The organism is Nocardia sp. NPDC005825 (assembly GCF_040630175.1).
In the GTDB taxonomy this organism is placed as follows: domain Bacteria; phylum Actinomycetota; class Actinomycetes; order Mycobacteriales; family Mycobacteriaceae; genus Nocardia.
Window position 1 is genome coordinate 320,327 of the sequence record NZ_JBEXXC010000003.1, and the last position, 23,832, is coordinate 344,158.

Sequence of the window (23,832 nt, forward strand, 5' to 3'; positions counted from 1 at the left end):
AACATGCACCGCGGTAGCTCTTGTTCAGCGGTTGGAACCGAGGCTGCCGGGCAGGGAGCTGCCGGTGCCGGTGCCGGTGCCTCCGGTGGGTGCGACGGTGATCGTTACCGTAGTGGTGGACGCGTTGACCGTGCCGTTGCCGGAGTAGTCGGCGGTGATGATGTGGCTGCCGGCGGTGGTGGGGGTCCACGTGATGGTGGCGGTGCCGTCAGCGCCGACCTGGGCGGTGGTGCCGATGACGGTGCCACCGTCGGTGAAGGTGATGGTGCCGCCCGCGTTTGCGGGGCTGACCTTCGCCGTCAGGGTGATCGCGGTACCGACGGTGGCTCCTGTGACCGGGTTGACGGTCACAGTGGAATTGCTGTCGGCCGCAGCGACGTTCACCGGAGTTGTGGTGTTGGATCCGGTGACACCGTCACGCCCCGAGAAGGTCGCGGTCAGCGTGTGCGCACCAGCAGCCGAGGGAGTCCACTGGAAGGTCGCGGTCCCGGTCCCATCGACCTGCCCGGTCCCCAGAACCGTAGTGCCGTCAGCGAATTCGATGGTGCCTCCGGCCGCGGCAGGGGTCACCGTCGCGGTCAACGTGGTCGCGGTGCCCACCTTCGCGCCCGTCACCGGATTGAGGACGGTGGTGGAAGCGACATCGGCCGCGGCAACGTCCGCCTGTGCCGTGGTGTTGGATCCGGTGACACCGTCACGGCCCGAGAACGTCGCGGTCAACGTGTGCGCCCCGGCAACCGAAGGAGTCCACTGGAGGGTGGCGGTTCCGGTCGCGTCGACCTGCCCGGTCCCCAGAATGGTTGTGCCGTCAGCGAACTGGACCGAGCCACCCGCCGCGCCGGGAGTCACCTTGGCTGTGAGGGTGGTCGGGGTACCGACCTTCGCGCCCGTCACCGGGTTGAGGACGGTGGTGGAAGCGACGTCGGCCGCGGCAACGTCCGCCTGTGCGGTGGTGTTGGATCCGGTGACACCGTCCCGTCCGGAGAACGTCGCGGTCAACGTGTGCGCCCCGGCAGCCGAGGGAGTCCACTGGAGAGTGGCGGTACCGGTCCCATCGACCTGCCCGGTCCCCAGAACCGTAGTGCCATCGGCGAACTGGACCGTGCCACCCGCCGCTGCAGGAGTGACCGTCGCAGTCAACGTGGTCGCGGTGCCCACCTTCGCACCCGTCACCGGGTTGAGGACGGTGGTGGAAGCGACATCGGCCGCAGCGACCGATACCTGCCCGGTGGTGTTGGACCCGGTGACTCCGTCACGCCCCGAGAACGTCGCGGTCAGCGTGTGCGCACCAGCAGCCGAGGGAGTCCACTGGAAGGTCGCGGTCCCGGTCCCATCGACCTGGCCGGTCCCCAGCACGGTTGCGCCATCGGCGAACTCGACCGTGCCGCCGGCCGCGGCGGGAGTCACCTTGGCCGTGAGGGTGGTCGCGGTGCCCACCTTCGCGCCCGTCACCGGGTTGAGGACGGTGGTGGAAGCGACATCGGCCGCGGCAACGTCCGCCTGTGCGGTCGTGTTGGATCCGGTGACACCGTCACGCCCCGAGAACGTCGCGGTCAACGTGTGCGCACCAGCAGCCGAGGGAGTCCAATGGAGAGTGGCGGTACCGGTCCCATCGACCTGCCCGGTCCCCAGAACCGTAGTGCCGTCAGCGAACTGGACGGTGCCACCGGCCGCGTTAGGAGTCACCTTGGCCGTGAGGGTGGTCGCGGTACCGACCTTCGCACCGGTCACCGGGTTGAGAGTGATGGTGGAGGCGACATCGGCGACGACGTTCACGGTCTGCGGTGCGGACTGCGATGCGTTGGCGAACGCGGTGCCTGGGTACTGCGCGGTCAGGGTGTGGTTGCCGCCCACCGTCGGTGTCCATTGGTAGGTCGCGGTGCCGGTGGCGTCCAGGGTGCCGGTACCGATCTGGGTGCCGCCGTCGGAGAAACCGATCGTGTCACCGGCCGAGCCACCGGTCACCGTGGCCGTCAACGTGACCGGCTGGCCCGCGCGGGCGCCCGAGACCGGGGCCAGGGTGGTGGTCGTGGCGTTCTTGCCCACCGTGATCGACGGGCCCTGAGTGCCGTACGACCCCGAGCCGAGCGACCCGCCGTAATCCATGCCGGTGGTCATAGCGGCCCCGCGGGCACAGCCGTGACCGACCTTGTACTGCACGCTGAAGGTCGGGGAGCTGTGGAAGCCCGGCCGGTTCTGGACCACCCAGGAGGTGGCGCCGAACGACGCTCGCACGTAGCCGCCGCCGTTGCCCTCGTCGGCGACTACTTCGGGATTCGACACCGCGCTGCCACCCATGGTGGCCGAACCCGGTACATAGGTGGTACAGGCCGGGTGCCGGTCCTTGATGTTGTAGATGTACTCGTCGGTCCAGCTGTTACGGCTGAACTGGGTGGAGACCGTGATGGTGTCGCCCTCGGCCGGGGACACGTTGCTGATGGTCCGGGTGAACTGCGAGGAGCCGTCGGACCACGTGATGTTCCCGGGGTTCGCGTCCGCGGCGCCGGTGCCGAACAGCGCCAGAGCGCTCGCGGCCGTGGTGGTCGCGGCAAGTTTGCGGGCGACATGTCGATTTGTCATTGTTATTCCTGGAGAAGAGAATTCGGGGCGCTCGTTCGGAATTCGATCGCGGGCAGCGGGACGGAACGCGCATCGCCCCACTGGGCGCTGGTATCCGGAAAGGTCAAATCCAGCGATCATCAACAACATTCGATCGCTGAATCACGCAACGCCGGCGGTTACGCAGACTCAGGGGTTTCAGCGGAGGCTACGACCGAGAGATTTCGGAAGCTTTGCTCTCGGCATTTGTTCTGATCCGTACTGCTGTGATCTCCTATGATCTCGTCTGGGGCAAGCGCGCTCACCATAGGTTGATCCATTCAGAAATATCGTCGTTTCACAAAATTACCGGCGGGTTCGACGCCGATTTTGGACATCTGCCCAGTTCGGCCGAAGGTAACGATCCGGGCACGTCGGCAAATACTCCGCTCGATTGCCCGGCAAGACAGTGGATGCGCCGTTCTTCCGGCACCCGCTGGCCACTCCGGCGATCGTCCCGTGCGGCGCCAGGCGGTCGACACCTAGGTCTCACCAGATTGCGGCCGGGTGACTCCGGGAGCCGGCGACTGGCCACGCCACCCGACACGACGGAACGATGAACATTGAATCGAAACCGCGGGTAAGCGCGGGGTAGGCGGAACAAAAACAGGTCAGGCCCGGTACAAGACCGGACCTGACCTGAATCAATGGGTGGAGCTAAGGGGACTCGAACCCCTGACCCCCACACTGCCAGTGTGGTGCGCTACCAGCTGCGCCATAGCCCCGTGTTCACTTTTCTACCAGCCGGGCGTTGCCCCGCTTGCTTGAACGAAGTTACACGACCGGTGGCGTACAAACCAAATCGCCTGGACAAGAGCTGGCGGCGGCGATCTTTCGGAGGTAGTCTCGAACGCATGTTCGATAGCCGAGAGGTGGAGGCGATGGGCGAGGACGAGCTGGTCGACGCGCTGCGGCGGGCACATGGGGCGGCGGCGTTCGCACAGGCGGCGGAAATCACAGCGGTGCGGGAGGTGTATCGCCGCCATCGCGCCGCGAACGCCGCACCGGGCGCCGGCGGGGTGCGGGCTGGGGAGTTCGCCGCGGCGGAGATCGCGGTAGCGGTGCAGGTGCCGGAGGGGGTGGCGGCGGCGCTCATCGACATCGGGCTCGCGCTGGACTCGCTACCCCAGACCAAACTGGCGTTCGCGGCGGGCCGGATCGATCTGTCGCGCGTGCAGGTGATCACGGACTGCCTGCGGGGGATGCCGCGGGAGATACGAGAAGTCCTGGAGCCCAAGCTGATCGACGCGGCGCTGCGGTCGGACCCGGTCCGGTTGCGGCAGACCGCGCAGCGCTGGGTGACGCGGCTCGATCCCGACGGCGAGACGCGGCGGCGCGAGGCGCGGGAACAGGATCGCGACGTCCGGATTCGCGCGGTGCAGGACGGGATGGCCGTGTTCGACGGGCTGCTGCCCGCCGCGGGAGCGCAGGCGCTCGCCATGCGGCTGCGGGAGATGAGTCTGCAAGTGTGCGAGGACGATCCGCGCACCATGTCGCAGCGCCGGGCCGACGCGCTCATCGCCCTCGCCGACGGTTCGGGCCGGCTGCACTGCGAATGCGGCAAGGAACTCGACTGCCCCAAGGCCAGCACCCCCACCACGCCTCGCCGTCCGCTCATCCAGGTCGGGGTGTCCGCCGAAACCCTCCTCGGCCTGCGCGACGACCCCGCCTTCCTCTCCGGCTACGGCCCCATCGACGCCGCCCTGGCCCGCTCGCTCGCCGAACACGCCCGCTTCCAGGTCATCCCCGAGTACTTCCCGGAGGACGCCGCTCCGGGCCCGAGCGAGGACGACGCCACCTCGTCGCCTTCGGCCGGGTCAGCGAAATCGACGCCCGAGGAAAGCACTTCGGAGACAAAGGAATCCGTCAGCGTGGGCGTTCCGAGTCCGCGCCGGACCCGGCGGACGCGGATCGCCGCCGAAGCCCCCTGGGAACGAGCGGCCGCCGCCCACCTCCGTCAGCGTCGCACGCAGGACGACGCCCCCACCACGCCCCGGGTGGATCGCGGCCGCCTCACCACCGCCGACAGCCCGGCAGCACCGGAACGTCCCGCCCGGCCCGCCGAACCGGCTCCCCCGTCCGCGCCACTGCGCAAACGCGCCAAAGTCGCCGCGGTGCGCCCCTTCTCGAACGCCCCGGCCCGCGAGGTGCGCGCCCTCGACGGCTTCTGCCGCTTCCCCGGCTGCACCATGCCCGCCGCCGAGACCTCCCTCATCCAGTTCGGCCCGCTCCCCCACCTCCCCGCGCAACCGAACTCCGGCTACCGCGCCGTGCTCTGCACCCACCACAACCGCCTGAAGTCCCTGGCGGACAAGGGCAAACACCCCTGGCGCGTCTACCTCGCCGACACCGACCGCATGCGCTGGATCGACCCGAGCGGCGAAACCCACGAAACCATCCGCGAGGGCGCCCGCTACCTCTTCCCCCACACCGACATCGACGCCCCCGCCAAGCCGCCCCACCTCCGCCCGGTCCCCACCGAACCCGCCACGGCCGGAAGCTATTTCACCACCGACCTGGCCTACCCCCTCGAATCCCACGTCCTCATCCACCCCCAGCTCTCCCGCACCACAGCCGACAACGACATCCCCGAATCCCCCACCCACCCGGTCCCCCACTGACCGTCCACCACCCCGAACCAAGGGACCGAGCCCCCGGCTCGGCCCCCTGCCCGGGGTGCGGCTCACCGTCCCCGTTCCCTTGATGGGCCGCACCCCACCCAATCGCAGTGGATACCACCGCAGGAGACAGGCCGGGCCGCCGACTCGCAGGAGTCGGCTGCCCGGCCTGAACCGGTTGTTCGAAGACCGCTGTTCCGCAGCCTATTTCGCGGCGCTGAGCACCCAGTCCGCGTTGCCGCGGTCGATCTTCTTGCCGTCGAGGAAGACCGACGGGGTGGCAGCCGGGCCGTTCAGGGCGTCACCGAGGGCCTCGAGGGCGGCGGTGGCGTGGGCCCGGGCGGTGTCGGCGCGGTCGCCGGAGGTGATGCACTTGGCGACGGAGTCGCTCGCGCCCGCTTCCTTGGCGATGGCGGCGAGTTCCTTGTTGTCGTGGTCGGAGCCGCCTTCGGAGGGCTGCTTCGTGGTGAAGAGCAGCTCGTGGAACTTGGCGTACACCGGGCCGTTCCCGTCCTGCGCGACGCATTCGTTGGCGGCGACGGCGCGGGTGGAGTAGTCCTTGCTGCCCGAGCGGGAGTCGAGGAAGTTCACCAGCCGGTACCGCACAGCGAGCTTGCCCTCGTCGACCTGCTGGGCGATCTCCTGGCCGTTCACCTTCTCCATCTGGCCGCACGCCGGGCACAGTGGATCCTCGTAGATGTCAAGGGTTTTCGCCACCTTGGGCTTCCCCAGCACGATGGCCCCGTCGGAGTCCAGCGCCACCTCCACGGCCGGATCGTGCGCCGACCCGTACCCGTCGTTGCGCACCGCGTCCCCGCCACCGCGGTTCCACTGGAACACCGCGAACACGATCAGCAGGATCACCACCACCGCCACCCCGGCCAGCGCATAGGTGGTCTTGCTCGAGACCGGCTGCGGCGTGTGCTTCGAAGTCGGATTGCTCACCCGCACCACTCTGCCCGACACCCCCACCCCACCGATACCCACCCCTAACGGTCGACGGCGAGCGCGGCTTCCTTGCGGCGCAGCGTCTCGGGCACGACCAGCCAGACCGCGGAGGCGGAGGCGAGGAGGATGCCGGTGACGCCGAGGGCCACGCCGTAGGAGACGCGGTCGGCGAGCAGGCCGATGGCGTAGGGGCCGAGGAAGGTGCCGAGGTCGGCGGACATCTGGTAGCCGGCGAGGACCGGGCCGCCGCGGCGGCCGGGGCCGATGATGTCGGCGACCGCGGCCTGCAGGGCGGGCGTGAACATTCCTGATCCGACGCCTGCGAGGGCGGAGGCGGCGAGGAGCCAGGGCAGGGTCGAGGCGAGGCCGATGCCCGCTGTGCCCACGGCGCAGACCAGGGTGCCCGCGATGAGGAAGGGTCTGCGGCCCAGGGTGTCCGACCAGCGGCCGGAGAGGAACAGGACCGAGGCGTTGCCGAGGGCGAAGGCCGTGAGGGCCACGCCCGCCAGGGCGGCGTCCTGTTTCAGGACCTCCACGACGATCAGCGGGACCAAGGCCATCCGGACGCCGAAGACGGCGGCGCCGTTGCCGAAGTTCGCCCACAGGGCAGCGCGATAGGCGGGGCGGGCGACCGCCTCGCGGAAGGACATGGTGGGCGCGCCGTCGGTCTTCTCCGGCAGCGCGAGCGGGGAATCGCGGAGGGCCACATAGACGATGAGGCTGGCGATCAGGAGGGCTACGCAGTAGATCAGGAACGGGGCGCGCAGACCCAGGAAGGACAGGGCGCCGCCGACCAGCGGGCCGCTGATGGACCCGATGAGGAAGCTGGTGGAGTAGACGCCGGAGACGCGGCCGCGTTCGGCGGGCGGGGACATGCGGATGACCAGGCCCAGGGAGGACACCGTGAACATGGTGGATCCGATCCCGCCCAGCGAACGCAGAACCAGGAGCTGCCAATAGCTTTGCGCGAGGGCGCACGCGCCGGTGGAGACCGCGACGATCAGCAGGCCGGTCAGGTAGACCGGGCGCTCGCCCAGTTTCTGCAACAGCCGCCCGGCCATGGGCGCGAAGATCAAGCGCATCAACGCGAACGCGCTCACGATGAACGAGGCCGCCGCCACGCCGACGTCGAAGCTCCGCGCGAACTGCGGCAGGGCCGGTGCGACCAAACCGAATCCGATGGCGATGGTGAAGGCCGAGCCCACCAGCACCCAGATCTCCACGGGCAGCCGCCGTGACTGCGCCACTTCCACCGATTCACTCACCGGTACACACCTCACGCTCCGATAGTCGCGCGATCGCCCCGGCACACCTCGACATCTCCACCGCACACACCGATCCACTCAACGCCCGGCTCAACGCCGTACTACTCACCGGACAACGCGTGTCCGACGATCTCCTCCGCGGCCGCCTGCACCTGCACGAGGTGCTCGGGGCCCTCGAAGGATTCGGCGTAGATCTTGTACTTGTCCTCGGTCCCGGAGGGCCGGGCCGCGAACCACGCGTTCTCCGTGGTGATCTTGAGCCCGCCCAGGGCCGCGCCATTGCCGCGGGCGCGGGTCTGGATGCCGGTGACGGGCTCGCCGGCGATTTCGGTCGCGGTGATCATGTCCGGCGTCAACGCCGCGAGGCGGGTCTTCTGTTCCGCGGTGGCGGTGGCGTCGACCCGGGCGTAGGCGGGTGAGCCGTAGCGCTTCTCGAGTTCGGCGTAGCGGGTGGACGGGCTCTGCCCGGTGACCGCGGTGATCTCCGCGGCGAGCAGGGCCAGCAGGATGCCGTCCTTGTCGGTGGTCCAGACGGTGCCGTCCATGCGCAGGAACGAGGCGCCCGCGGACTCCTCGCCGCCGAAAGCCAGGCTGCCGCTGAACAATCCGGGCACGAACCATTTGAACCCGACCGGCACCTCGTACACGTCACGCCCCAGCACGCCGACCACCCGGTCGATCATGGAGGACGTCACCACCGTCTTGCCGATCTTGGTCAGCGCGTCCCAGCCCATCCGGTTGGCGATCATGTACTCGATCGCCACCGCCAGGAAGTGGTTCGGATTCATCAGTCCCGCATCGGGAGTCACGATCCCGTGCCGGTCCGCGTCCGCGTCATTGCCGGTCGAAATGTCGTAATCGTCGCGAATCGCCACGAGTGAGGCCATGGCGTAGCGCGAGGACGGATCCATCCGGATCCGCCCGTCGGAGTCCAGCGTCATGAACCGCCACGTCGGGTCGACGAACGGGTTCACCACCTCGAGCTCGAGATCGTAGCGCTGCCCGATCTCCTCCCAGTAGTCCACCGAGGCCCCGCCCATGGGGTCAGCGCCCAGCCGAATCCCGGCGCCGCGAATGGCGTCCAGATTCAGCACGTTGGGTAGGTCCGAGATGTAGCGGTCCAGATAGTCGTAGCGCTCCACGTTGGTGGCCAGCGCGTGCGCCAGCGAGGTGCGCCTGACCTCGGCGAGCCCGGTGCGCAGCAGCTCGTTGGCGCGGGCGGCGATGGCGTCGGTGGCGATGGTGTCGGCCGGGCCGCCGTGCGGCGGGTTGTATTTGAAGCCGCCGTCGCGAGGCGGATTGTGCGAGGGCGTCACCACGATGCCGTCGGCCTGATGCCGGGTGCCGCCCCGATTGTGGCGCAGCACGGCGTGACTCAAAGCCGGTGTGGGCGTGTACCTGTCGCGGGCGTCGATGACCGCGGTGACATCGTTGGCGGCGAGCACCTCCAGGGCGGTGGTCCAGGCGGGCTCGGACAGCGCGTGCGTGTCCCGCGCCAGGTACACCGGCCCGGTGATGCCGCGCGAGGCCCGGTATTCCACGATGGCCTGCGTGATGGCCAGGATGTGCGCCTCGTTGAACGCGCAGTCCAGGCTGGATCCGCGATGCCCGGAGGTGCCGAAGGAGACCAGCTGCGCGGGATCGGCCGGATCCGGGATGCGGCTGTAATAGGCGGTCACCAGGTGTGCGATGTCCTCGAGGTCCGTGGACCGCGCCGGTCGTCCGGCTCGATCGTGGGCCATGCCCGCACCTCCCTTCCGTATCGCCTGCGCCCGGCTGGTCATCAGGATCACGGCCGTACCCACTGCCCGAGTTGGACACCGAGGTAGGCCGCGGCCAGGCTCGCGCCGACGCCGATCACGACGTTCGCCACCGCATAGCTGTAAGCGCCCTCCTCGGCCAATCGAACCGTTTCGTATCCGAACGTACTGAACGTGGTCAGCGCGCCGCAGAAGCCCGTTCCCGCGGCCGCGAAGAGCCAATGGTTTGCTCCCGCACCGATCAACGCGCCCAGCAACGCCGAACCGCCCATGTTCACCGTCAGTGTGCCCAGGGGGAGAACACTATCGAATCGAAGGGCCAACGCGCGATCCACCAGATATCGGGCGGGCGCACCGAGCAGCGCGCCCAGGATCACCGCCAGCGCGGTCACCGCCGCACCCCGTCGAAGAGTTCGACGGGCGAGAGCGCGACGGTCAGCGAATCCAGCAGGTCCGCATTGGTTTCCACGAAAGAACGCAACCGGTCGGTGTCGTCGATGATCATGACCATCACCGGCAGCCGCTCGGCCAGATCGAGCAGTCGGGTGGTGTGGATCTGGGAGGACACCCCGTACCCCTCGACGCCGCGCCACACGCTCGCCCCGGCCAATCCGGCATCCCGGGCACGCCGCACGATCTCGTGGTAGCGGGGCCGATGCCGATAGGTGTCGTCCTCGCCGAGCAGCACCGTCAGCCGCGACGCCGGTATCCACCGCCGGACCGCGTCGGTGTCGGACTCCGTGCTCATCGTCCTGCCCCCAATCGTCGCGCCGTTCCCGATATCCATCGTGTCGCACCCACGCCCAGCACGACCGCGATCAGCCCGGTCACCACCGTCCCCCCGAGGTAGCCGAGCCCGTAGCCGATTCGGCCCGATTCGAGCAGTGTACGAACTTCCCCGGCATATGTGGACATGGTGGTGAATCCGCCCAGCACACCGACCCCGAGGAACGGCCGCAGCAGCCGGTGCGCCGCCCAGATCTCGGTGATGCAGACCATGAGTACCCCGATGAGCAAGCAACCGATCGCGTTGACCGCCAAGGTGTGCCAGGGGATCGGACCGCGCTGCGGCAGCAGGACGCCCACCCCGTAGCGCGCCTCCGCCCCGATCGCGCCGCCCAGGGCGATGACGCCGAGCAGGGCGACGTCGACGCCCGCGGAGTTCGCCGCCATCACCCTCCCTTCGATGTGCCTGGCCCAATCGCCGCTGTCTGGCGTGTTGCTGAGACCGAACAGCAGCCCGGAACTGCGAGGATAGTGCGGCTTGCCCGGTGTTGTCCCATCGGCCTCGAGGAGAGCCAAGTTGGCGGTGCGCCAGTCGATCAGAAAGATGCTGGTCCAGAGCTTCGGAATCGCCACGGTCCTGGTGGCCGTCATGGCGGCCGCGCCCGCGGCGCACGCCGGGGCGATTTTCCCCGTCCCGGATCCGGACGGGTTCTACTACGCCGCAGGGAATCTCGACGCCGCCCAGAACGGCGACGTGCTGAACTCCCGCCAGGTGCCCATCCACCCGTTCCCCGGGGCGACGGTGTGGCAGATCCTGTTCCGCTCCACCAATTCCACCGGCGCGCCCATCGCCGCGGTGACCACGCTGATCTCCCCCGGCCCCGGGCCGCGGCCGCTGGTGTCCTATCAGCCGTTCGTGAATTCCCTGGGCCTGCAATGCGCGCCGTCGCACAGCCTGTTCGACGGGGGCATGAAGGAGGCGTCGGCGATCCCGTTGCTGGTGGCCAGGGGCTGGGCGATCGCGGTGCCCGATCATCTCGGGCCCGACAGCGCCTACGGCGCGGCCCGCATGGGCGGCCAGATCACCCTGGACGGGATTCGCGCGGTCCAGCGGTTTACCCCCGCCGGACTGGGTGTCGGACCGGTCGGCCTGGCCGGATACTCCGGCGGCTCGATGTCCACCGGATTCGCGGCCGCCATCGCCCCCGATTATGCGCCGGAGCTGCCGATCGTCGGCGTCGCCATCGGCGGCGTACCGGTCAATCCGGGCAGAATTGCCATCCAGGCCGGGAACACGCCGCAGCCGCTGTTCGGACTCGGCTTCGCGGTCGCCGCGGGCATGGAACGCGAGTACCCCCGCGAGATGGAGCTCGACAGCTCACTCACACCCTACGGCTTCTGGATGCGCGACCGGATCGCCAATTCCTGTGTGGAAGACATCATTGTGGTCGGCGCCAACCACAGCATCGGCGAGGTCTTCACCCCGGGTAGGGAGAACGATCCGGCGCTGATCCGCGCCCTGGAGGAGAACGCGCTCGAGACCGTGCCCGAGCTGATCCGCCAGCCGCTCTACCAATGGCACGGCGGCAACGACCAGGTGCCGCTGGATCTGGCCCAGTACACCGCGGGCCGCTACTGCGCCGCCGGGACGCCGGTCCAGTTCGACGTCATCCCGGGCGCGGACCACGGCACCGCCGCGTTCCCCGGCACGGTCAACGCCGTGAACTATCTGTCCGACCGGTTCGCGGGCCTGGCCCCGCCCTCCAACTGCCGCTGATCGCGGTAAGCCGGAATACGAAGCGGCCCCGCTCACCTCGGTGAGCGGGGCCGCTTCGCTATCCGGAGCGCGTTGTCCAGGGGTTCGAATCTCAGTGCGCGAGAACGGGTTCGCCCTCGGCCGGGACCGGTACCTTGTTCGGCATGATCAGCCCGGTGACCACCGCGCCGACCACGAAGATCGCGGCGGCCCACCAGAAGGTGGTGGTGTAGCTCTGCACCGCCGCCTCGGCCAGCACCCGCGGCGACGGCGGAACGTGCCCGGCCACATAGTCGTTGAACGAGGTCGCGGCCAGCGTGCTGAGCAGCGCGGTGCCGATCGAGCCGCCCACCTGCTGGCTGGTGTTCACCATGGCCGAGGCGACGCCGGCGTCGGCGTGCTCCACGCCCGCGGTCGCGCCGCTGAACGCGGTGGACATCGCCATACCCAGGCCCAGGCCCATCAGCAGCAGGCTCGGCAGGATGTGGCTCGCGTACCCGGTGTCCACGCCGATGCGGGTCAGCAGCGCCATTCCCAGTGTGGCGAGCAGGAATCCGGTCACCACGGTCACCTTCGGACCCACCCGCGGGATGAGCAGCGCGGGCACGGTGGTGGAGGCGGCGACCATGCCCGCGACCATCGGCAGGAACGCGACGCCGGTGCGGATCGGCGAGTACCCCAGCTGCTGCTGCATGTAGTAGGTGAGGAACAGGAACATGGCGAACATGCCGATGCCGATGGTGAACACGGCGACGTAGGACGCGCCGCGGGTGCGGTCCAGCACCACGCGCAGCGGCAGCAGCGGGTGCGCGACACGCTGTTCCAGCCACACGAACACGCCCAGCAGCGCGACGCCGCCGATCAGGAAGGCCAGGGTGAGGCCGTTGGTCCAGCCGTCGGATTCGGCGTGCGAGAAGCCGTAGACGATGCCGAACAGCGCGGCGGTCACGGTCACGGTGCCGGGCAGGTCGAGCTTGGGGCGGGTGGTGGCGGTGTGCTTGGCCAGCAGCAGGATCGCACCGACCAGCGCGACGGCCGCGAAGACCAGGTTCACGTACATCACCCAGCGCCACGAGGCCCATTCGGTGAGCGCGCCGCCCAGCAGCAGGCCGAGCGCGCCGCCCGCGCCCGCGATGGCGCCGAAGATGCCGAATGCCTTTGCGCGCTCGGCGGGTTCGGTGAAGGTGACGGTCAGCAGCGAGAGCGCGGCGGGCGCGAGCAGCGCGGCGAACACGCCCTGCGCGACGCGGGAGCCGACCAGCACCTCGAAGTTGCCGGCCGCGCCGCCGACCGCGGAGGCGACCGCGAAGCCGATCAGACCGGTGATGAAGGTGGTGCGACGGCCGAACAGGTCGGAGAGCCGTCCGCCGAGCAGCAGCAGCGAGCCGAAGGCCAGCGCGTAGCCGGTGATGACCCACTGCCGATCGCCGTTGGAGAAGCCGAGGTCGGCCTGCGCGTGCGGGAGCGCGATGTTCACGACGGTCGCGTCGAGCACGACCATCAACTGGGCGACGCCGAGTACGGCGAGCACCCACCAGCGCAGGGCGTGCGATCCGCGCCGCCCTGCCTTGTCCTCGGTCGCAGCCGGGGCTGTGACATCTTTCTCGAGCGCTGTAGTCATGGTTGGTGTCCTCGTCCCCTAGACTTAGTGGAGAAACCATCTCCGCTTACCGATCAAGCTATCAGCTAAACGGAGATAACTCCTCCGGATAATCCCGATTGCTGATAGGATTAGCCTGTGAATCACGTCACCACCGCGCCCCCACCTCGGCGTCTGCGCGCGGACGCCGCCCGCAATCAGCAGCGCATCATCGCGGCCGCCCGCGAGCTGTTCGCCGATCGCGGGCTGGACGTCACCCTCGACGATGTGGCCGAGCGGGCAGGTGTCGGCGTCGGCACGGTCTACCGTCGCTTCGCCAACAAGCAGGAGCTCATCTCCGAGGTCTTCGAGCAGATGGTCACCGAACTGGCCGAGGCCGTGAACGTGGCGCTGCACCACCCGGATCCCTGGGAGGGCCTGACCGACCTGTTCGAGTACTCCTGCCGGCACATCGCCGCCAACCGGGGCTTCAGTGAGGTGATCCTCGAGCTGCACGACAGCATGGATCGCTTCGTGTGCATGAAGGATCAGATCCGGCCCGGCATGCAGGCGGTCATCGCGCGCGCCAAGGACGCGGGCGTGTTGCAGCCCGACATCGAACCGGCCGATTTCTTCGCCATGGTGAACATGGTCGACGGCATCGCGGGCTTCGCGCGGCCGGTCAATCCCGAAGTGTGGGAGCGCTACATGGCGGTGATTCTCAATGGCGTGCGCGGCGACAGCGTGCCTCGCCTGCCGCTCACGCAGCCTCCGCTGTCCGAGGACGAGGTCGAGCGAGCGAAGGCGGCTGCCTTCAACCCGCGCAAACGGTAGCGCGCATCACACTCGCGGTTTAAAGTTGGTCGCATGACCAACTCTTGGGTGAACTGGGCCGGGGATCAGAGCTGTACCCCGGCGTCCATCGCCGAACCGAGCTCGCCCGAGGACGTCGCGGCAGTACTCGCTCAGGCCGAAGCGAACGGCCACACCGTCCGGGTCGCCGGATCCGGGCACTCCTTCACCGAGACCGTGCTCACCGACGGCACGCTCATGCGGCTGAACCAGCTCGACAAGATCCTGCACGTGGACCGCGCCACCGGCCTGGTCCGCGCCGAGGCCGGCATCACCCTCAACGCCGCCAGCAACGCGCTGCACCCGCTGGGCCTGGCCTTCCCCAATCTCGGCGACATCGACGTGCAGTCGATCGCCGGCGCCACCGCCACCGGCACCCACGGGACCGGATCCAAGCTGCAGAACCTCTCCGCCGCACTGCATTCGGTGGAGCTCATGCTGGCCGACGGCAGCCGGGTCGAACTCAACGAGCAGACCGACCCCGACGGCTGGCGCGCCGCGCGCGTGAATATCGGTGCACTGGGCGTGGTCACGGCCGTGACGCTGCAGATGGTGCCGTCGTTCGTGCTCGAGGGCATCGAGCGGCCGGTCCCGGTCGAGGACGTGCTGGCCGATCTGGACACCTTCGTCGAGGGCAACGAGCACTTCGAGTTCTACATGTTCGCGCACAGCCCGCTGGCCATGACCAAGCGCAACAACCGGGTCGACCTCGCCGAGCAACCGCGCGGCAAAGCGGTCGACTGGTTCTCCGACATCCTCATGACCAACTACACCTTCGACGCGCTGTGCAAACTCACCCGGTGGCGCCCCAGCCTGATCCCGATGATCCAGCGCAGCGCCGCCTACGCGGGCAGCTACCGCCGCCAGGTCGAACGCTCCTACAAGGTCTTCGCCAGCCCCCGGCTGTTCCGCTTCACCGAGATGGAATACGCCATCCCGCGCGAGCATTCGATCGACGCCATCCGCGAGATCAAGGAGGTGGCCAAGCATTTCGACACCCCGATGCCGATCGAGGTGCGCTGGGTCGCCCCCGACGACGCCTTCCTGTCCCCCGCCGGTGGCCGCGAGACCTGCTACATCGCGGTGCACCAGTACGAGGGCATGAACTACGAGCCGTATTTCCGCGCCTGCGAACGCGTTTTCGACCGCTACAACGGCCGCCCGCACTGGGGCAAGCGGCACTTCCAGACCGCCGAGACGCTGCGTGAGCGCTACCCGGAGTGGGACCGCTTCGCCGAGGTGCGCCGCCGTTTCGACCCCAAGGGCCGGTTCACCAACGCCTACATCGAACGCGTCCTGGGCCCGGTGAACTGAGTACGCCCCAGCCTAGGACAAACCGACTAGTATCGATTGCTGAAAGATCGCTGCTCTTCCGGGCGTGACCACCCACGTAGGAGGTTCCGATGAGTTCTTTCAGCGACGGCAACGAGGCGGGCGGGAAGCCCGAGGACGCCAGGGAATGGGTCGAGAAGGCGGGCGACGAGGCCAAGGAGTGGGCCGAGAAGGCCGGTGACGAAGTCAAGGAATGGGCGGGCGGCTTGGCCGACAAGGTCAAGGGGATGTTCGACCGCGGATCGAAGTAGGGGTCCGACCATGCCGACCAACGACGATCTCGGCGACGGCGCGTCGAAGTTCGAGGACGCGACCGAACGCCTGGCAGACGACCTGCGCACCACCGCCGACGACCTGACCACCGATCTCGGGGTCACCGCCGCCGACCTGCGCGAGCGGGCCGGGGCGGCGACCGGGCAGCTGGCCGAACGGGCCAGCGGCGCCGCCGCCGAACTGGCCGATCGAGCTCAGACCGCGGCCGCCGACCTCGCCGATATGGCGAAGTCCTTCGCCGACAAGATCACTCCCGAGGACTTCCAGGCCACCCTCGAACAGGTGCGGGCCAACCTCGACCACGCCGCACAGGACGTGCTGGCCGCGGTCAACGAGATCGTCACCGCGCTGAAGAACAGGGCCGGAAAGTAGTTCAGCCAACCCCGGTTCCGGGCCGCGCGGCCCGGAACCGGGGTTGTTCGCATGTGTTCGGCAGGTAGATCGCAGCAGACGACGACCGCAGGGGGCACCGCACGTGAGCACAACCCGCCATACCTCGACCGAGACGGTTCCGGCCCATCATCGAGTGGCGGTGGCTCCCCGGGTGTTCTGGCCCTCCGCCATCGTGGTGACCGCCTTCACCGTGTACGCCATCGTCTTCCGCGACACCGCGGCTCAGCAGGCGAAAGCGCTGCAGGACAATGTGATCGGCGGCTTCGGCTGGTACTACATCCTGATCGTGAGCCTTTTCGTGGTGTTCGCGATCTGGCTGGGACTGGGCCGGTTCGGCGGCATCACCCTGGGCGAGGACGGCGAGAAGGCCGAATACTCCATCGGCGCTTGGCTTTCCATGCTGTTCGCGGCGGGTATGGGGATCGGCCTGGTGTTCTGGGGCGTGGCCGAACCGTTGTTCCACTACGAGGACCCGCGTCCCGGGGTCGGGTCCACCCCGGCACAGCGCGCGGATTCGGCGATGGTGCAGACCTTCCTGCACTGGGGCATCCACCCGTGGGCCATCTACGTGGTGGTCGGGCTGGCCATCGCGTACTCCATCCACCGCAAGGGCAGGCCCGTGTCGATCCGCTGGTCGCTGGAATCGATTGCGGGCGACAAGGTTCGAGGCTGGCGCGGAGACGTCATCGACGTGGTGGCGGTGATCGGCACCGTCTTCGGTGTGGCGACCTCGCTGGGGCTGGGCGTGCTGCAGATCTCGGCCGGGCTGAATCATCAGGGCTGGCTGCACGAACCGGGCAAGGGCCTGCAGGTGACGCTGGTCGTGGCGGTCACCACGCTGGCCACGGTGTCGGTGGTGACCGGCGTGGACAAGGGCATCAAGCTGCTGTCCCAGCTCAATATGGGTGTGGCGGGCGCGCTGATGCTGTTCGTGCTGATCGTCGGGCCGACGCTGTTCATCGTCGACGATCTGGTGCAGAACGTGGGCCAGTACCTGCAGTCGCTGCCGCGGATCAGCATGTACACCGGCGCGACCGAAGGCCCCACCGGGACGGCCTGGACCCAGCAGTGGACCGTCTTCTATTGGGGCTGGTGGATTTCCTGGGCCCCGTTCGTGGGCGTGTTCATCGCGCGCATCTCGCGCGGTCGCACGGTGCGGGAGTTCGTGGCCGGGGTGCTGCTGGTGCCGACGCTGCTGACCTTCGTGTGGTTCGCGGTGTTCGGCGGGGCGGGCCTGCACCGCGAGATGTTCGGCGGCGGCGGGCTGGTCGGTCCGGACGGGCCCGATCGCGACAGCGCGCTGTTCGAACTGCTGAACACCCTGCCCGGCGGATCGATCACGGCGGGGCTGGCGATCCTGGTGATCGTGCTGTTCTTCGTCACCTCCGCGGATTCGGGGGCGCTGGTGGTGAACATGCTGTCCTCGGGCGGCAATCCGGAGCCGCCGACCTGGAGTCGCGCGTTCTGGACCACCGCGCAGGGTGCGGTGGCGGCGGCGCTGCTGGTGGCCAGCGGCACCGGCACGGCCGCGCTGACCACGCTGCAGACCGTGGCGATCCTGATCGCCTTGCCGTTCAGCGTGGTGTTGCTGGCCATGTGCGTGGCGCTGGTGAAGACCTTCCGGGCCGAGCACGCGAGCTCGACGCCGGGCCGCGGGAGCTGATTCGGAACCTTCCGGTTTGCCAAATGTGTGCCAGTACCTTCCGGCGAACCGGAGTGATACGCGTCAAGGGGGGTGTGCCATGTGCACACGAGGCCCCGACCAGCATTTAAACTCCCATCCGGAACATCACGAAAACGTCTCGGATTGGAACTGCGCGCATCATGCTCAAGGGCTTCAAAGACTTCCTGATGAGGGGCAATGTCATCGATCTCGCGGTGGCGGTGGTCATGGGCACGGCCTTCACCGCCATCGTCACCTCGGTGACCAAGGGCGTGATCGAGCCGCTGCTCGCCACCCTCGGCGGGAACAAGGAGTTCGGTCTGGGCTTCCAACTGCTGGCGGACAAGCCGTCCACCTTCGTCGCCCTCGGGCCGATCATCAGCGCGGGCATCAACTTCCTGTGCGTCGCGGCGGTGCTCTACTTCGTGCTCATCCTGCCGATGAACACCCTCAAGAGCCGCTTCGCGAAGGCCGAGGAGGAGAAGGTGGCGACCGAACTGGAGCTGCTCACCGAGATCCGCGACCTGCTCGCCAAGCAGAACGCCGGCCGGTAGTTCCCCACGGTCGAGCCAGGGTTCCACTCAGCGCCTCGACTAGGCTTAGCCAGGCTGTTGCCGACAGCCGGACAGAGGTCTAGTCGAGGAGGCGGGAACCGTGGGCCGCATTCCACCCCGGGAACAGGCGCGGGATCTGGCGGACCCGGTGCGGCCCGCACCGGCGAGCCGGTGGGCCATGCTCGCCGTGCTCTGCGCGAGCCTGCTGCTGGTGGCGATGGACGCGACCATCCTCAATGTCGCGCTGCCCTCGCTCATCGATCACATGGCGCCCACCCCCATGGAGCAGCTGTGGATCGTCGACCTCTACGGCCTGGTGCTGGGCGGTCTGCTGATCACCTGCGGCGCGATCGGCGACCGGTACGGCCGGAAACTGCTGTTCCTGCTCGGCTTCCTGCTCTTCGGCGTCGCCTCGGTGATCGCGGCGACCGCGCACTCCCCCGCCCAGCTCATCGCGGGCCGCGCGCTGCTCGGCGTCGGTGGGGCCATGGTGATGCCGTCCACGCTCTCGCTGATCCGCAATATCTTCACCGATGACCACGAACGCACCCTCGCCATCGGCATCTGGGCCTCGGTGGCCGGTGGCGGCGCGGCCATCGGCCCGCTGGTCGGCGGTCATCTGGTGGAGGCGTTCGGCTGGTCGGCGGCCTTCTGGCTCAATGTGCCCGTGGTGATCCTCACCGTGGCCGCGGGACTGTGGCTGCTGCCGGAGTACCGGGCCCCGCAGCACGGCCGGCTGGACTGGGGCAGCGCGGCGCTGTCGGTGCTGGGCATCGTGGCGCTGGCGTGGGGCATCAAGCATGTGGCCAAGGGCAATCCGGCCCCGGTCGATCTGATCATCATGGTGTCGTCGGTACTCCTGCTGGGGCTGTTCGCCTACCGGCAGTCGAAGTCGCCCGACCCGCTGCTGGATGTGCGGTTGTTCCGCAATCGCGCCTTCACCGCCGCGGCGCTCGCCACCCTGCTCGCCATGCTGGCGATCGGCGCGGCCCTGTTCCTGATCTCCTTGTGGCTGCAATACATTCACGGCTACTCGCCGTCGGAGGCCGGTATGCGCACCCTGCCCGCGGCGCTGGCCACCCTGTTCGGTTCGCTGGCCACCCCCTGGCTCATGCGGCGCGTGGGCGTGCGCGCGCTGATGGGTTTCGGATTGGGCGCGCTGGCAGCGGGTTTCGCGGTGCTGGCCGCGATTCCCGACACCACCTACCCGATCGTCGCCCTGGTGCTGCTGTGTCTGGGCATCGGTGACGGCATCGCGATCACCACGGCCGCCGCCGTCCTGGTCGCCTCGGTGCCCGCCGAGCGCGCCGGGCAGGCGGGGGCGGTCGAGGAGACCAACTACGAGCTGGGCATCGGTCTGGGCGTGGCGCTGCTGGGTAGCATCCACGGCCGTTTGTTCACCGGCCACATGACCGGATTGCCGCTGCACGGCGACGATCTGACCGAGGCGCAGGGCTCGGTGGGCGGCGCGGCCCACGTCGCCGAGCGGATCGGGGGACCCACCGGCGACGAGGTGCTGCGCATCGCTCAGCACGCCTACGACGCGGCGCTCACCACCACCTCCTGGATCTCGACGGGGCTGGTGGGCGCGGTCGCGGTGCTCACCGTGATCCTGGTTCCGCGCGGCTTCAAGGCGACCGCCGCGCACTGAGACCCCCTGTCCGGGATGTATCCGGCTATGCCAGTGCGACTTTCAGTTGCGCGAGGCCGGAGCGGATGCGGGCCTTCACGGCGGGCAAGCCGATCCCCAGCCGGTCCGCGACCTGCGGGTAGGTGAGCCCGCCGTAGAACGCCAGCACCACCGACTCGCGCTGATTGGGGGTGAGGGTGGACAGGCCGCGACGGATTGCGCGCTGCTCCTGGCGGCGCAGGATCTCCTCGGCCACCACATCGATGGCGGGGCGGTAATCGCCGACGCCCCAGCGGTGTTCGTGCCCGGCGGCGCTGCGCTCGCGCCGGACCCGGTCCACCGCCTGATGGTGGGCCAGGGTGGTGAGCCAGGTCAGCGCATTGCCGCGGGCCGGGTCGAAGTTCGGGGCGCTGCGCCAGACCTGGAGGTAGACCTCGTGACAGGTTTCCTCGGCATATCCGGTGTCGTACAGGATGTTCAGGACGCGGGAGTAGATGAGACCGCGGGTGCGGCGGTAGAGCTCCTCGTAGGCGGCGCGGTCGCGCTCGGCGATGCGGCGGACGAGGCTGTCGAACTCGCTGCCGCGCCGGGTGCGGCGGGCAGGGACGGTCGTGGGTCGGACGGGGTGGGCCGATGACGGACGGACTGCCGGATGGGCAGCGGAACGATGTGGTGCACGTGAGGAATTCACGATTGCCCCCAGGTCGACGAAGCGAGCGGATCGACGGTGTCCGGATACGGATATGTCGAAACGAGCCGTCGAGGACTGGGACGGCCACTACGGAAACCGGCCGGGGACAGGGGCTTTCGGTTCCGCCAAGAATCCAGGCTACGCCCCGGGGGCCGATGCCCGCACCGATCCGATTAACCGGACGCCATCCCGGCAAACCCGGCCGACCGGGCGCGGATCAGATCCGCAGCCCCAGAGCGACGATGCCGTGCGCGACCGCGTGCACCGTCACCCGATTGCGGCGGGCGTGCGCGCGGATCAACTCGAACGCCGCGTCGGGGGTGGTGTGGTGGGCATGGGCGAGCACGCCCTTGGCCTGTTCCACCACGATGCGGGTGGTGAGCGCGTGCTGGAGCTGCTCGGTCACCCGCTGGTGGCGGCGCACCAGATCGGCGGTGACGATGTGCCCGGCGGCCATGCCCGCCAGCAGCGTCGCCACCGACAGGTCCTGGCCGGTCCAGTGCCGGGCCTCGCGCGAATACAGGCTCAGCACACCGGCTTCGGTGGCGTCCAGGCGCATGGGGACGGCGGCGACCGAGGCGATCCGATGCCGCCCGGCCAGGGTCGTGTACTCCGGCCACAGGTCGCCGTAGCTGCCGATGTCGGTGACGGTCACCGGCGCTCCGCAGGCGTGGGCGACCACGCCGGGTCCACGGTCGTGGTCGCGCTGGCAGACCTCGAGGTCCAGGAGGTCCTCGGGGATACCGGTGAAGAGTTCGGACCGGTCGCCTCGTAGTCGGGCGGACAGTGCCACCGTCACCCCGCCCGGCTCCAGCACATCGATGGCGCTGCGCATCAACTCGTCCAGAATCTGGGGCAGTTCGCCCGCCGCCGGTAGCAGCCGCGCGAATCTGGCCAGCACCGTCACCAGCAACTCACTGTCGGACACCGCATTCACCCCGCATCAGCGAACGCCGGGCGCCCGCCACGAAAGTATTCCTGTGCCGCTCTTGCCGTCAGCCCATGGTATTTGCCGGGCGGGGTGTCGCGGAACAGTTGCGCTCATTCGGCCTCGATCCGAATGCTGCGCTCCACCACCCGCCGTGCCACCTCCACCAGCGAAAGTCCATGCGTGAAGGCGTATCCGCGCAGGCGGGCGTAGGCGTCGGGGATCTCGATGCCGAGTTGTGCGCTGGTCATGCCGGCCGCCTGGTGAATCCATCTGCTGGACAACGGCTGTGCCCATTGCCGGGCGTCGTCGCCGGTGGCCAGCACCAGGCTGGCGGTCACCAGATCGGCGATGTGCAGCGCCGCCGACACCAGCCGCGGCCCGGGCCGCCCGACGGATTCGCGATACAGGTCGACCGCGCCGAGCCGAATCGCGCCCAGCCGCAAGGGCACCGCGAACAGCGAGCCCGACAGCGGGGTACCGGAGAGCGCTTCGGCGAAGCCGGGCCAGTGCTCGCAGTCGGCGCTCAGATCGGTGACCACCACCGGCATCCCGTCGGCCACCGCCGTGACCGCGGGGCCCTCGCCCGCCGTCGCCTGCGCCCGCTCCACCCGTTCGGCGAATTCGTCACTGGCGCACCAGGGTTGCATACCCGCGTCGCGTTCCTCGAGCACGATGGCGGCGCGGCGCACCGGTAACACCCGAACGCACGCGGCGCACACCGCGTTCAATCCGCCGCCCGCGTCGCGCACGGCGCGCAGGAACTGTCCTGTCAGCTGATCGAACTGCGACGAAGCCATCACCATCGAACCGCCCCACAATCATCGCCCGGCGATGAGTTATTCGGTGCCCGAGGCCAGTATCTCCGTCACAGCTCGACAACGAACAGGGCCGAAAGTCACTGTGGGTCAGCGCCGACGGTGACCGCGACCGGCCGGTGCGGCACGCCGAGCCGGTACAGGCCGCGCAGGTCGTAGAGGTGCGTGGCGACCGCGCCGAGCACCGATCCGAACGCCAGCCCGAACAACGTCATCCAGATCCCGGTGCCGAGTCCGGCCTCGAGGTGGCCGTCGAAGAACAGGATGGCGCGCACCGACAGATAGATCTGGTGCATCGGTTCGAAGCTCGACAGGGAGGCGATCCAGCGCGGAATCGCTTCCACCGGAATCGAGCCCGAGGACGAGGGCAGGCCCAGCACCACGAACACGATCATATTGATCAGCAGGCCCGCGGTGCCGAAGGCGGCCAGCACCGACAGCCCGGTGACCGACACCGCGATGATGGCCAGTGTGCCGTAGAGGAACAGCGGCAGCGGCTGGTCGATGGGCATGCCGAATATCCGCGCGATGCCCATGAACATGCCGGACAGGAACGGCGCGGTGATCGCGGCGATGGCCCACTTCACCAGCAGCGTGCGCCAGCGGCTGATCGAGGCGGGCGCGGGGGCGCGGAACCACGGGCCGTATTCGGCTGGGACGTAACCGAGCACGTTGTCGATCATGGAGTGGATGATCATCGCGCCGCTGAAGCCCGCGAACAGCAGGACCAGGGTGTAGAAGAACGCGGACAGGCCCTGCCCGGTGCCCGCCGGGAGCGGCCGGTACGGGCTGGTGACCACGTCGATGGGCTGGGCCAGCTGCAACCGTGCCGCGCCGGACAATTCGGTGGCGGGCGCGCCCGGCTGCGGTGCGAGCTTGGCCTTCACCTGGTCGGTGAGCTGCGCGCCGACCGTCGAATTGACCTGCGCCATCGCTCGATCGGCGATGCGCTGGGTGATCGAGGAGGCGTAGGTGCCGGCGCGCGGATTGGTCTGGACGGTGATGACCGGCCGTTCCACATCACCGGGCACCACCGAGGCCGCGGCGAGAATCGAGAGCCGCTTGGTGAAGTCGCCGGGAATGATGATGGCGCCGTAGACCTGGCCGTTGCTCAGCTGCTGGCGGGCCTCGCCGATGCCGACCACGCGCAGGTCGATCTTGTCGGCCGGGATGCGCTCGGTGAGCGCGTCGGCGATCTGGTCGCCGATATTGACGGTGCGGCCGTCCATCACGTCGCCCACGTCCTGATTGACCAGGGCGACCGGGAAGTCGTGCAGGTTCTTCTCCGGGTCGGAGGTGTAGCCGAGGTACATGGTGCCGATCAGGGCCGCGAGCAGGCCGAGCACCACCATCGGGCCGATCCAGCCGCGCAGCGGTACGGCGCGCTGGACCGGGTTCTCAGTAGCCATGGGCACGAATGTAGGCAGCGACAACAAAGTAGTCAACGC

Annotated in this window: 21 protein-coding genes and 1 tRNA gene; 9 read left to right on the forward strand and 13 right to left on the reverse strand. The window is 68.8% G+C overall.

The genetic code is table 11. The features are described from left to right. Positions 1–24: 24 nt before the first annotated feature. Positions 25–2,580: an Ig-like domain repeat protein gene (locus ABZ382_RS10285; RefSeq protein ID WP_357086524.1), complete on the reverse strand. Its 2,556-nt coding sequence runs from the start codon at positions 2,578–2,580 to the stop codon at positions 25–27. 670 nt (positions 2,581–3,250) lie between these two features. Further along, a tRNA-Ala gene (locus tag ABZ382_RS10290) sits at positions 3,251–3,323 on the reverse strand. Positions 3,324–3,452: 129 nt separating this feature from the next. On the opposite strand from ABZ382_RS10290, the gene ABZ382_RS10295 reads away from it, so the two are divergent. Beyond that, positions 3,453–5,219 (forward strand): DUF222 domain-containing protein, encoded by a 1,767-nt coding sequence (locus tag ABZ382_RS10295; protein WP_357086526.1) that lies wholly within the window; start codon positions 3,453–3,455, stop codon positions 5,217–5,219. A gap of 201 nt (positions 5,220–5,420) precedes the next feature. Here the strand turns inward: ABZ382_RS10295 and ABZ382_RS10300 are convergent, their stop codons facing one another. The 6 genes from ABZ382_RS10300 to ABZ382_RS10325 all read right to left on the reverse strand — a co-directional run bounded on the left by ABZ382_RS10300 (position 5,421) and on the right by ABZ382_RS10325 (position 10,362). Beyond that, entirely contained in the window at positions 5,421–6,161 is a 741-nt protein-coding gene (locus tag ABZ382_RS10300; protein ID WP_357086528.1) for a thioredoxin domain-containing protein, read from the reverse strand. Between the two features lie 44 nt (positions 6,162–6,205). Continuing rightward, entirely contained in the window at positions 6,206–7,429 is a 1,224-nt protein-coding gene (locus ABZ382_RS10305) for an MFS transporter (protein ID WP_357086530.1), read from the reverse strand. 101 nt (positions 7,430–7,530) lie between these two features. Then, positions 7,531–9,171, reverse strand: a complete 1,641-nt coding sequence (gene pgm, locus ABZ382_RS10310) for a phosphoglucomutase (alpha-D-glucose-1,6-bisphosphate-dependent) (protein WP_357086532.1) — start codon at positions 9,169–9,171, stop codon at positions 7,531–7,533. A gap of 47 nt (positions 9,172–9,218) precedes the next feature. Continuing rightward, the gene (gene crcB / locus ABZ382_RS10315; protein WP_357086534.1) at positions 9,219–9,581 is read right to left on the reverse strand and encodes a fluoride efflux transporter CrcB; all 363 of its coding nucleotides are present in this window, start codon (positions 9,579–9,581) and stop codon (positions 9,219–9,221) included. Continuing rightward, positions 9,578–9,937 carry a DUF190 domain-containing protein gene (locus ABZ382_RS10320; protein ID WP_357086536.1) on the reverse strand — a complete coding sequence of 120 codons (360 nt, stop codon included), beginning with the start codon at positions 9,935–9,937 and terminating at the stop codon, positions 9,578–9,580. Before ABZ382_RS10320 ends, crcB begins: the two co-directional genes overlap by 4 nt. Next, positions 9,934–10,362 carry a CrcB family protein gene (locus ABZ382_RS10325; RefSeq protein WP_357086538.1) on the reverse strand — a complete coding sequence of 143 codons (429 nt, stop codon included), beginning with the start codon at positions 10,360–10,362 and terminating at the stop codon, positions 9,934–9,936. Before ABZ382_RS10325 ends, ABZ382_RS10320 begins: the two co-directional genes overlap by 4 nt. A gap of 136 nt (positions 10,363–10,498) precedes the next feature. Between ABZ382_RS10325 and ABZ382_RS10330 the strand changes: the two genes are divergently transcribed. Then, complete coding sequence (locus tag ABZ382_RS10330; protein WP_357087324.1) at positions 10,499–11,692, forward strand: lipase family protein; 1,194 nt, start codon at positions 10,499–10,501, stop codon at positions 11,690–11,692. 91 nt (positions 11,693–11,783) lie between these two features. Here the strand turns inward: ABZ382_RS10330 and ABZ382_RS10335 are convergent, their stop codons facing one another. Next, positions 11,784–13,292, reverse strand: coding sequence for an MFS transporter (locus tag ABZ382_RS10335; protein ID WP_357086539.1), 1,509 nt, complete (start codon positions 13,290–13,292; stop codon positions 11,784–11,786). Between the two features lie 117 nt (positions 13,293–13,409). On the opposite strand from ABZ382_RS10335, the gene ABZ382_RS10340 reads away from it, so the two are divergent. From ABZ382_RS10340 to ABZ382_RS10370, 7 genes are all read left to right on the forward strand, one after another. Beyond that, positions 13,410–14,084 (forward strand): helix-turn-helix domain-containing protein, encoded by a 675-nt coding sequence (locus ABZ382_RS10340; protein ID WP_357086541.1) that lies wholly within the window; start codon positions 13,410–13,412, stop codon positions 14,082–14,084. A gap of 33 nt (positions 14,085–14,117) precedes the next feature. Next, complete coding sequence (locus ABZ382_RS10345; protein ID WP_357086543.1) at positions 14,118–15,416, forward strand: D-arabinono-1,4-lactone oxidase; 1,299 nt, start codon at positions 14,118–14,120, stop codon at positions 15,414–15,416. Positions 15,417–15,505: 89 nt separating this feature from the next. Then, complete coding sequence (locus tag ABZ382_RS10350) at positions 15,506–15,685, forward strand: hypothetical protein (RefSeq protein ID WP_357086545.1); 180 nt, start codon at positions 15,506–15,508, stop codon at positions 15,683–15,685. 10 nt (positions 15,686–15,695) lie between these two features. Then, positions 15,696–16,079 (forward strand): hypothetical protein, encoded by a 384-nt coding sequence (locus tag ABZ382_RS10355; protein WP_357086547.1) that lies wholly within the window; start codon positions 15,696–15,698, stop codon positions 16,077–16,079. A gap of 103 nt (positions 16,080–16,182) precedes the next feature. After that, a complete protein-coding gene (locus ABZ382_RS10360) occupies positions 16,183–17,763 on the forward strand; it encodes a BCCT family transporter (RefSeq protein ID WP_357086549.1) in 1,581 nt (526 codons plus the stop codon). Between the two features lie 161 nt (positions 17,764–17,924). Continuing rightward, positions 17,925–18,317: a large conductance mechanosensitive channel protein MscL gene (gene mscL, locus ABZ382_RS10365; RefSeq protein WP_357086551.1), complete on the forward strand. Its 393-nt coding sequence runs from the start codon at positions 17,925–17,927 to the stop codon at positions 18,315–18,317. Between the two features lie 100 nt (positions 18,318–18,417). Further along, positions 18,418–19,968 carry an MFS transporter gene (locus ABZ382_RS10370; RefSeq protein ID WP_357086552.1) on the forward strand — a complete coding sequence of 517 codons (1,551 nt, stop codon included), beginning with the start codon at positions 18,418–18,420 and terminating at the stop codon, positions 19,966–19,968. A 25-nt stretch (positions 19,969–19,993) separates the two neighbouring features. Here ABZ382_RS10370 and ABZ382_RS10375 read toward each other — a convergent pair whose 3' ends face one another. The 4 genes from ABZ382_RS10375 to ABZ382_RS10390 form a co-directional block, all read right to left on the reverse strand. Continuing rightward, a complete protein-coding gene (locus tag ABZ382_RS10375) occupies positions 19,994–20,638 on the reverse strand; it encodes a sigma-70 family RNA polymerase sigma factor (protein ID WP_357086554.1) in 645 nt (214 codons plus the stop codon). Between the two features lie 217 nt (positions 20,639–20,855). Next, a complete protein-coding gene (locus ABZ382_RS10380) occupies positions 20,856–21,566 on the reverse strand; it encodes a GAF and ANTAR domain-containing protein (RefSeq protein ID WP_357086556.1) in 711 nt (236 codons plus the stop codon). Between the two features lie 113 nt (positions 21,567–21,679). Beyond that, entirely contained in the window at positions 21,680–22,366 is a 687-nt protein-coding gene (locus ABZ382_RS10385) for a GAF and ANTAR domain-containing protein (RefSeq protein ID WP_357086558.1), read from the reverse strand. Positions 22,367–22,464: 98 nt separating this feature from the next. Beyond that, the gene (locus ABZ382_RS10390) at positions 22,465–23,793 is read right to left on the reverse strand and encodes a DUF3533 domain-containing protein (protein WP_357086560.1); all 1,329 of its coding nucleotides are present in this window, start codon (positions 23,791–23,793) and stop codon (positions 22,465–22,467) included. Between the last annotated feature and the right edge of the window lie 39 nt (positions 23,794–23,832).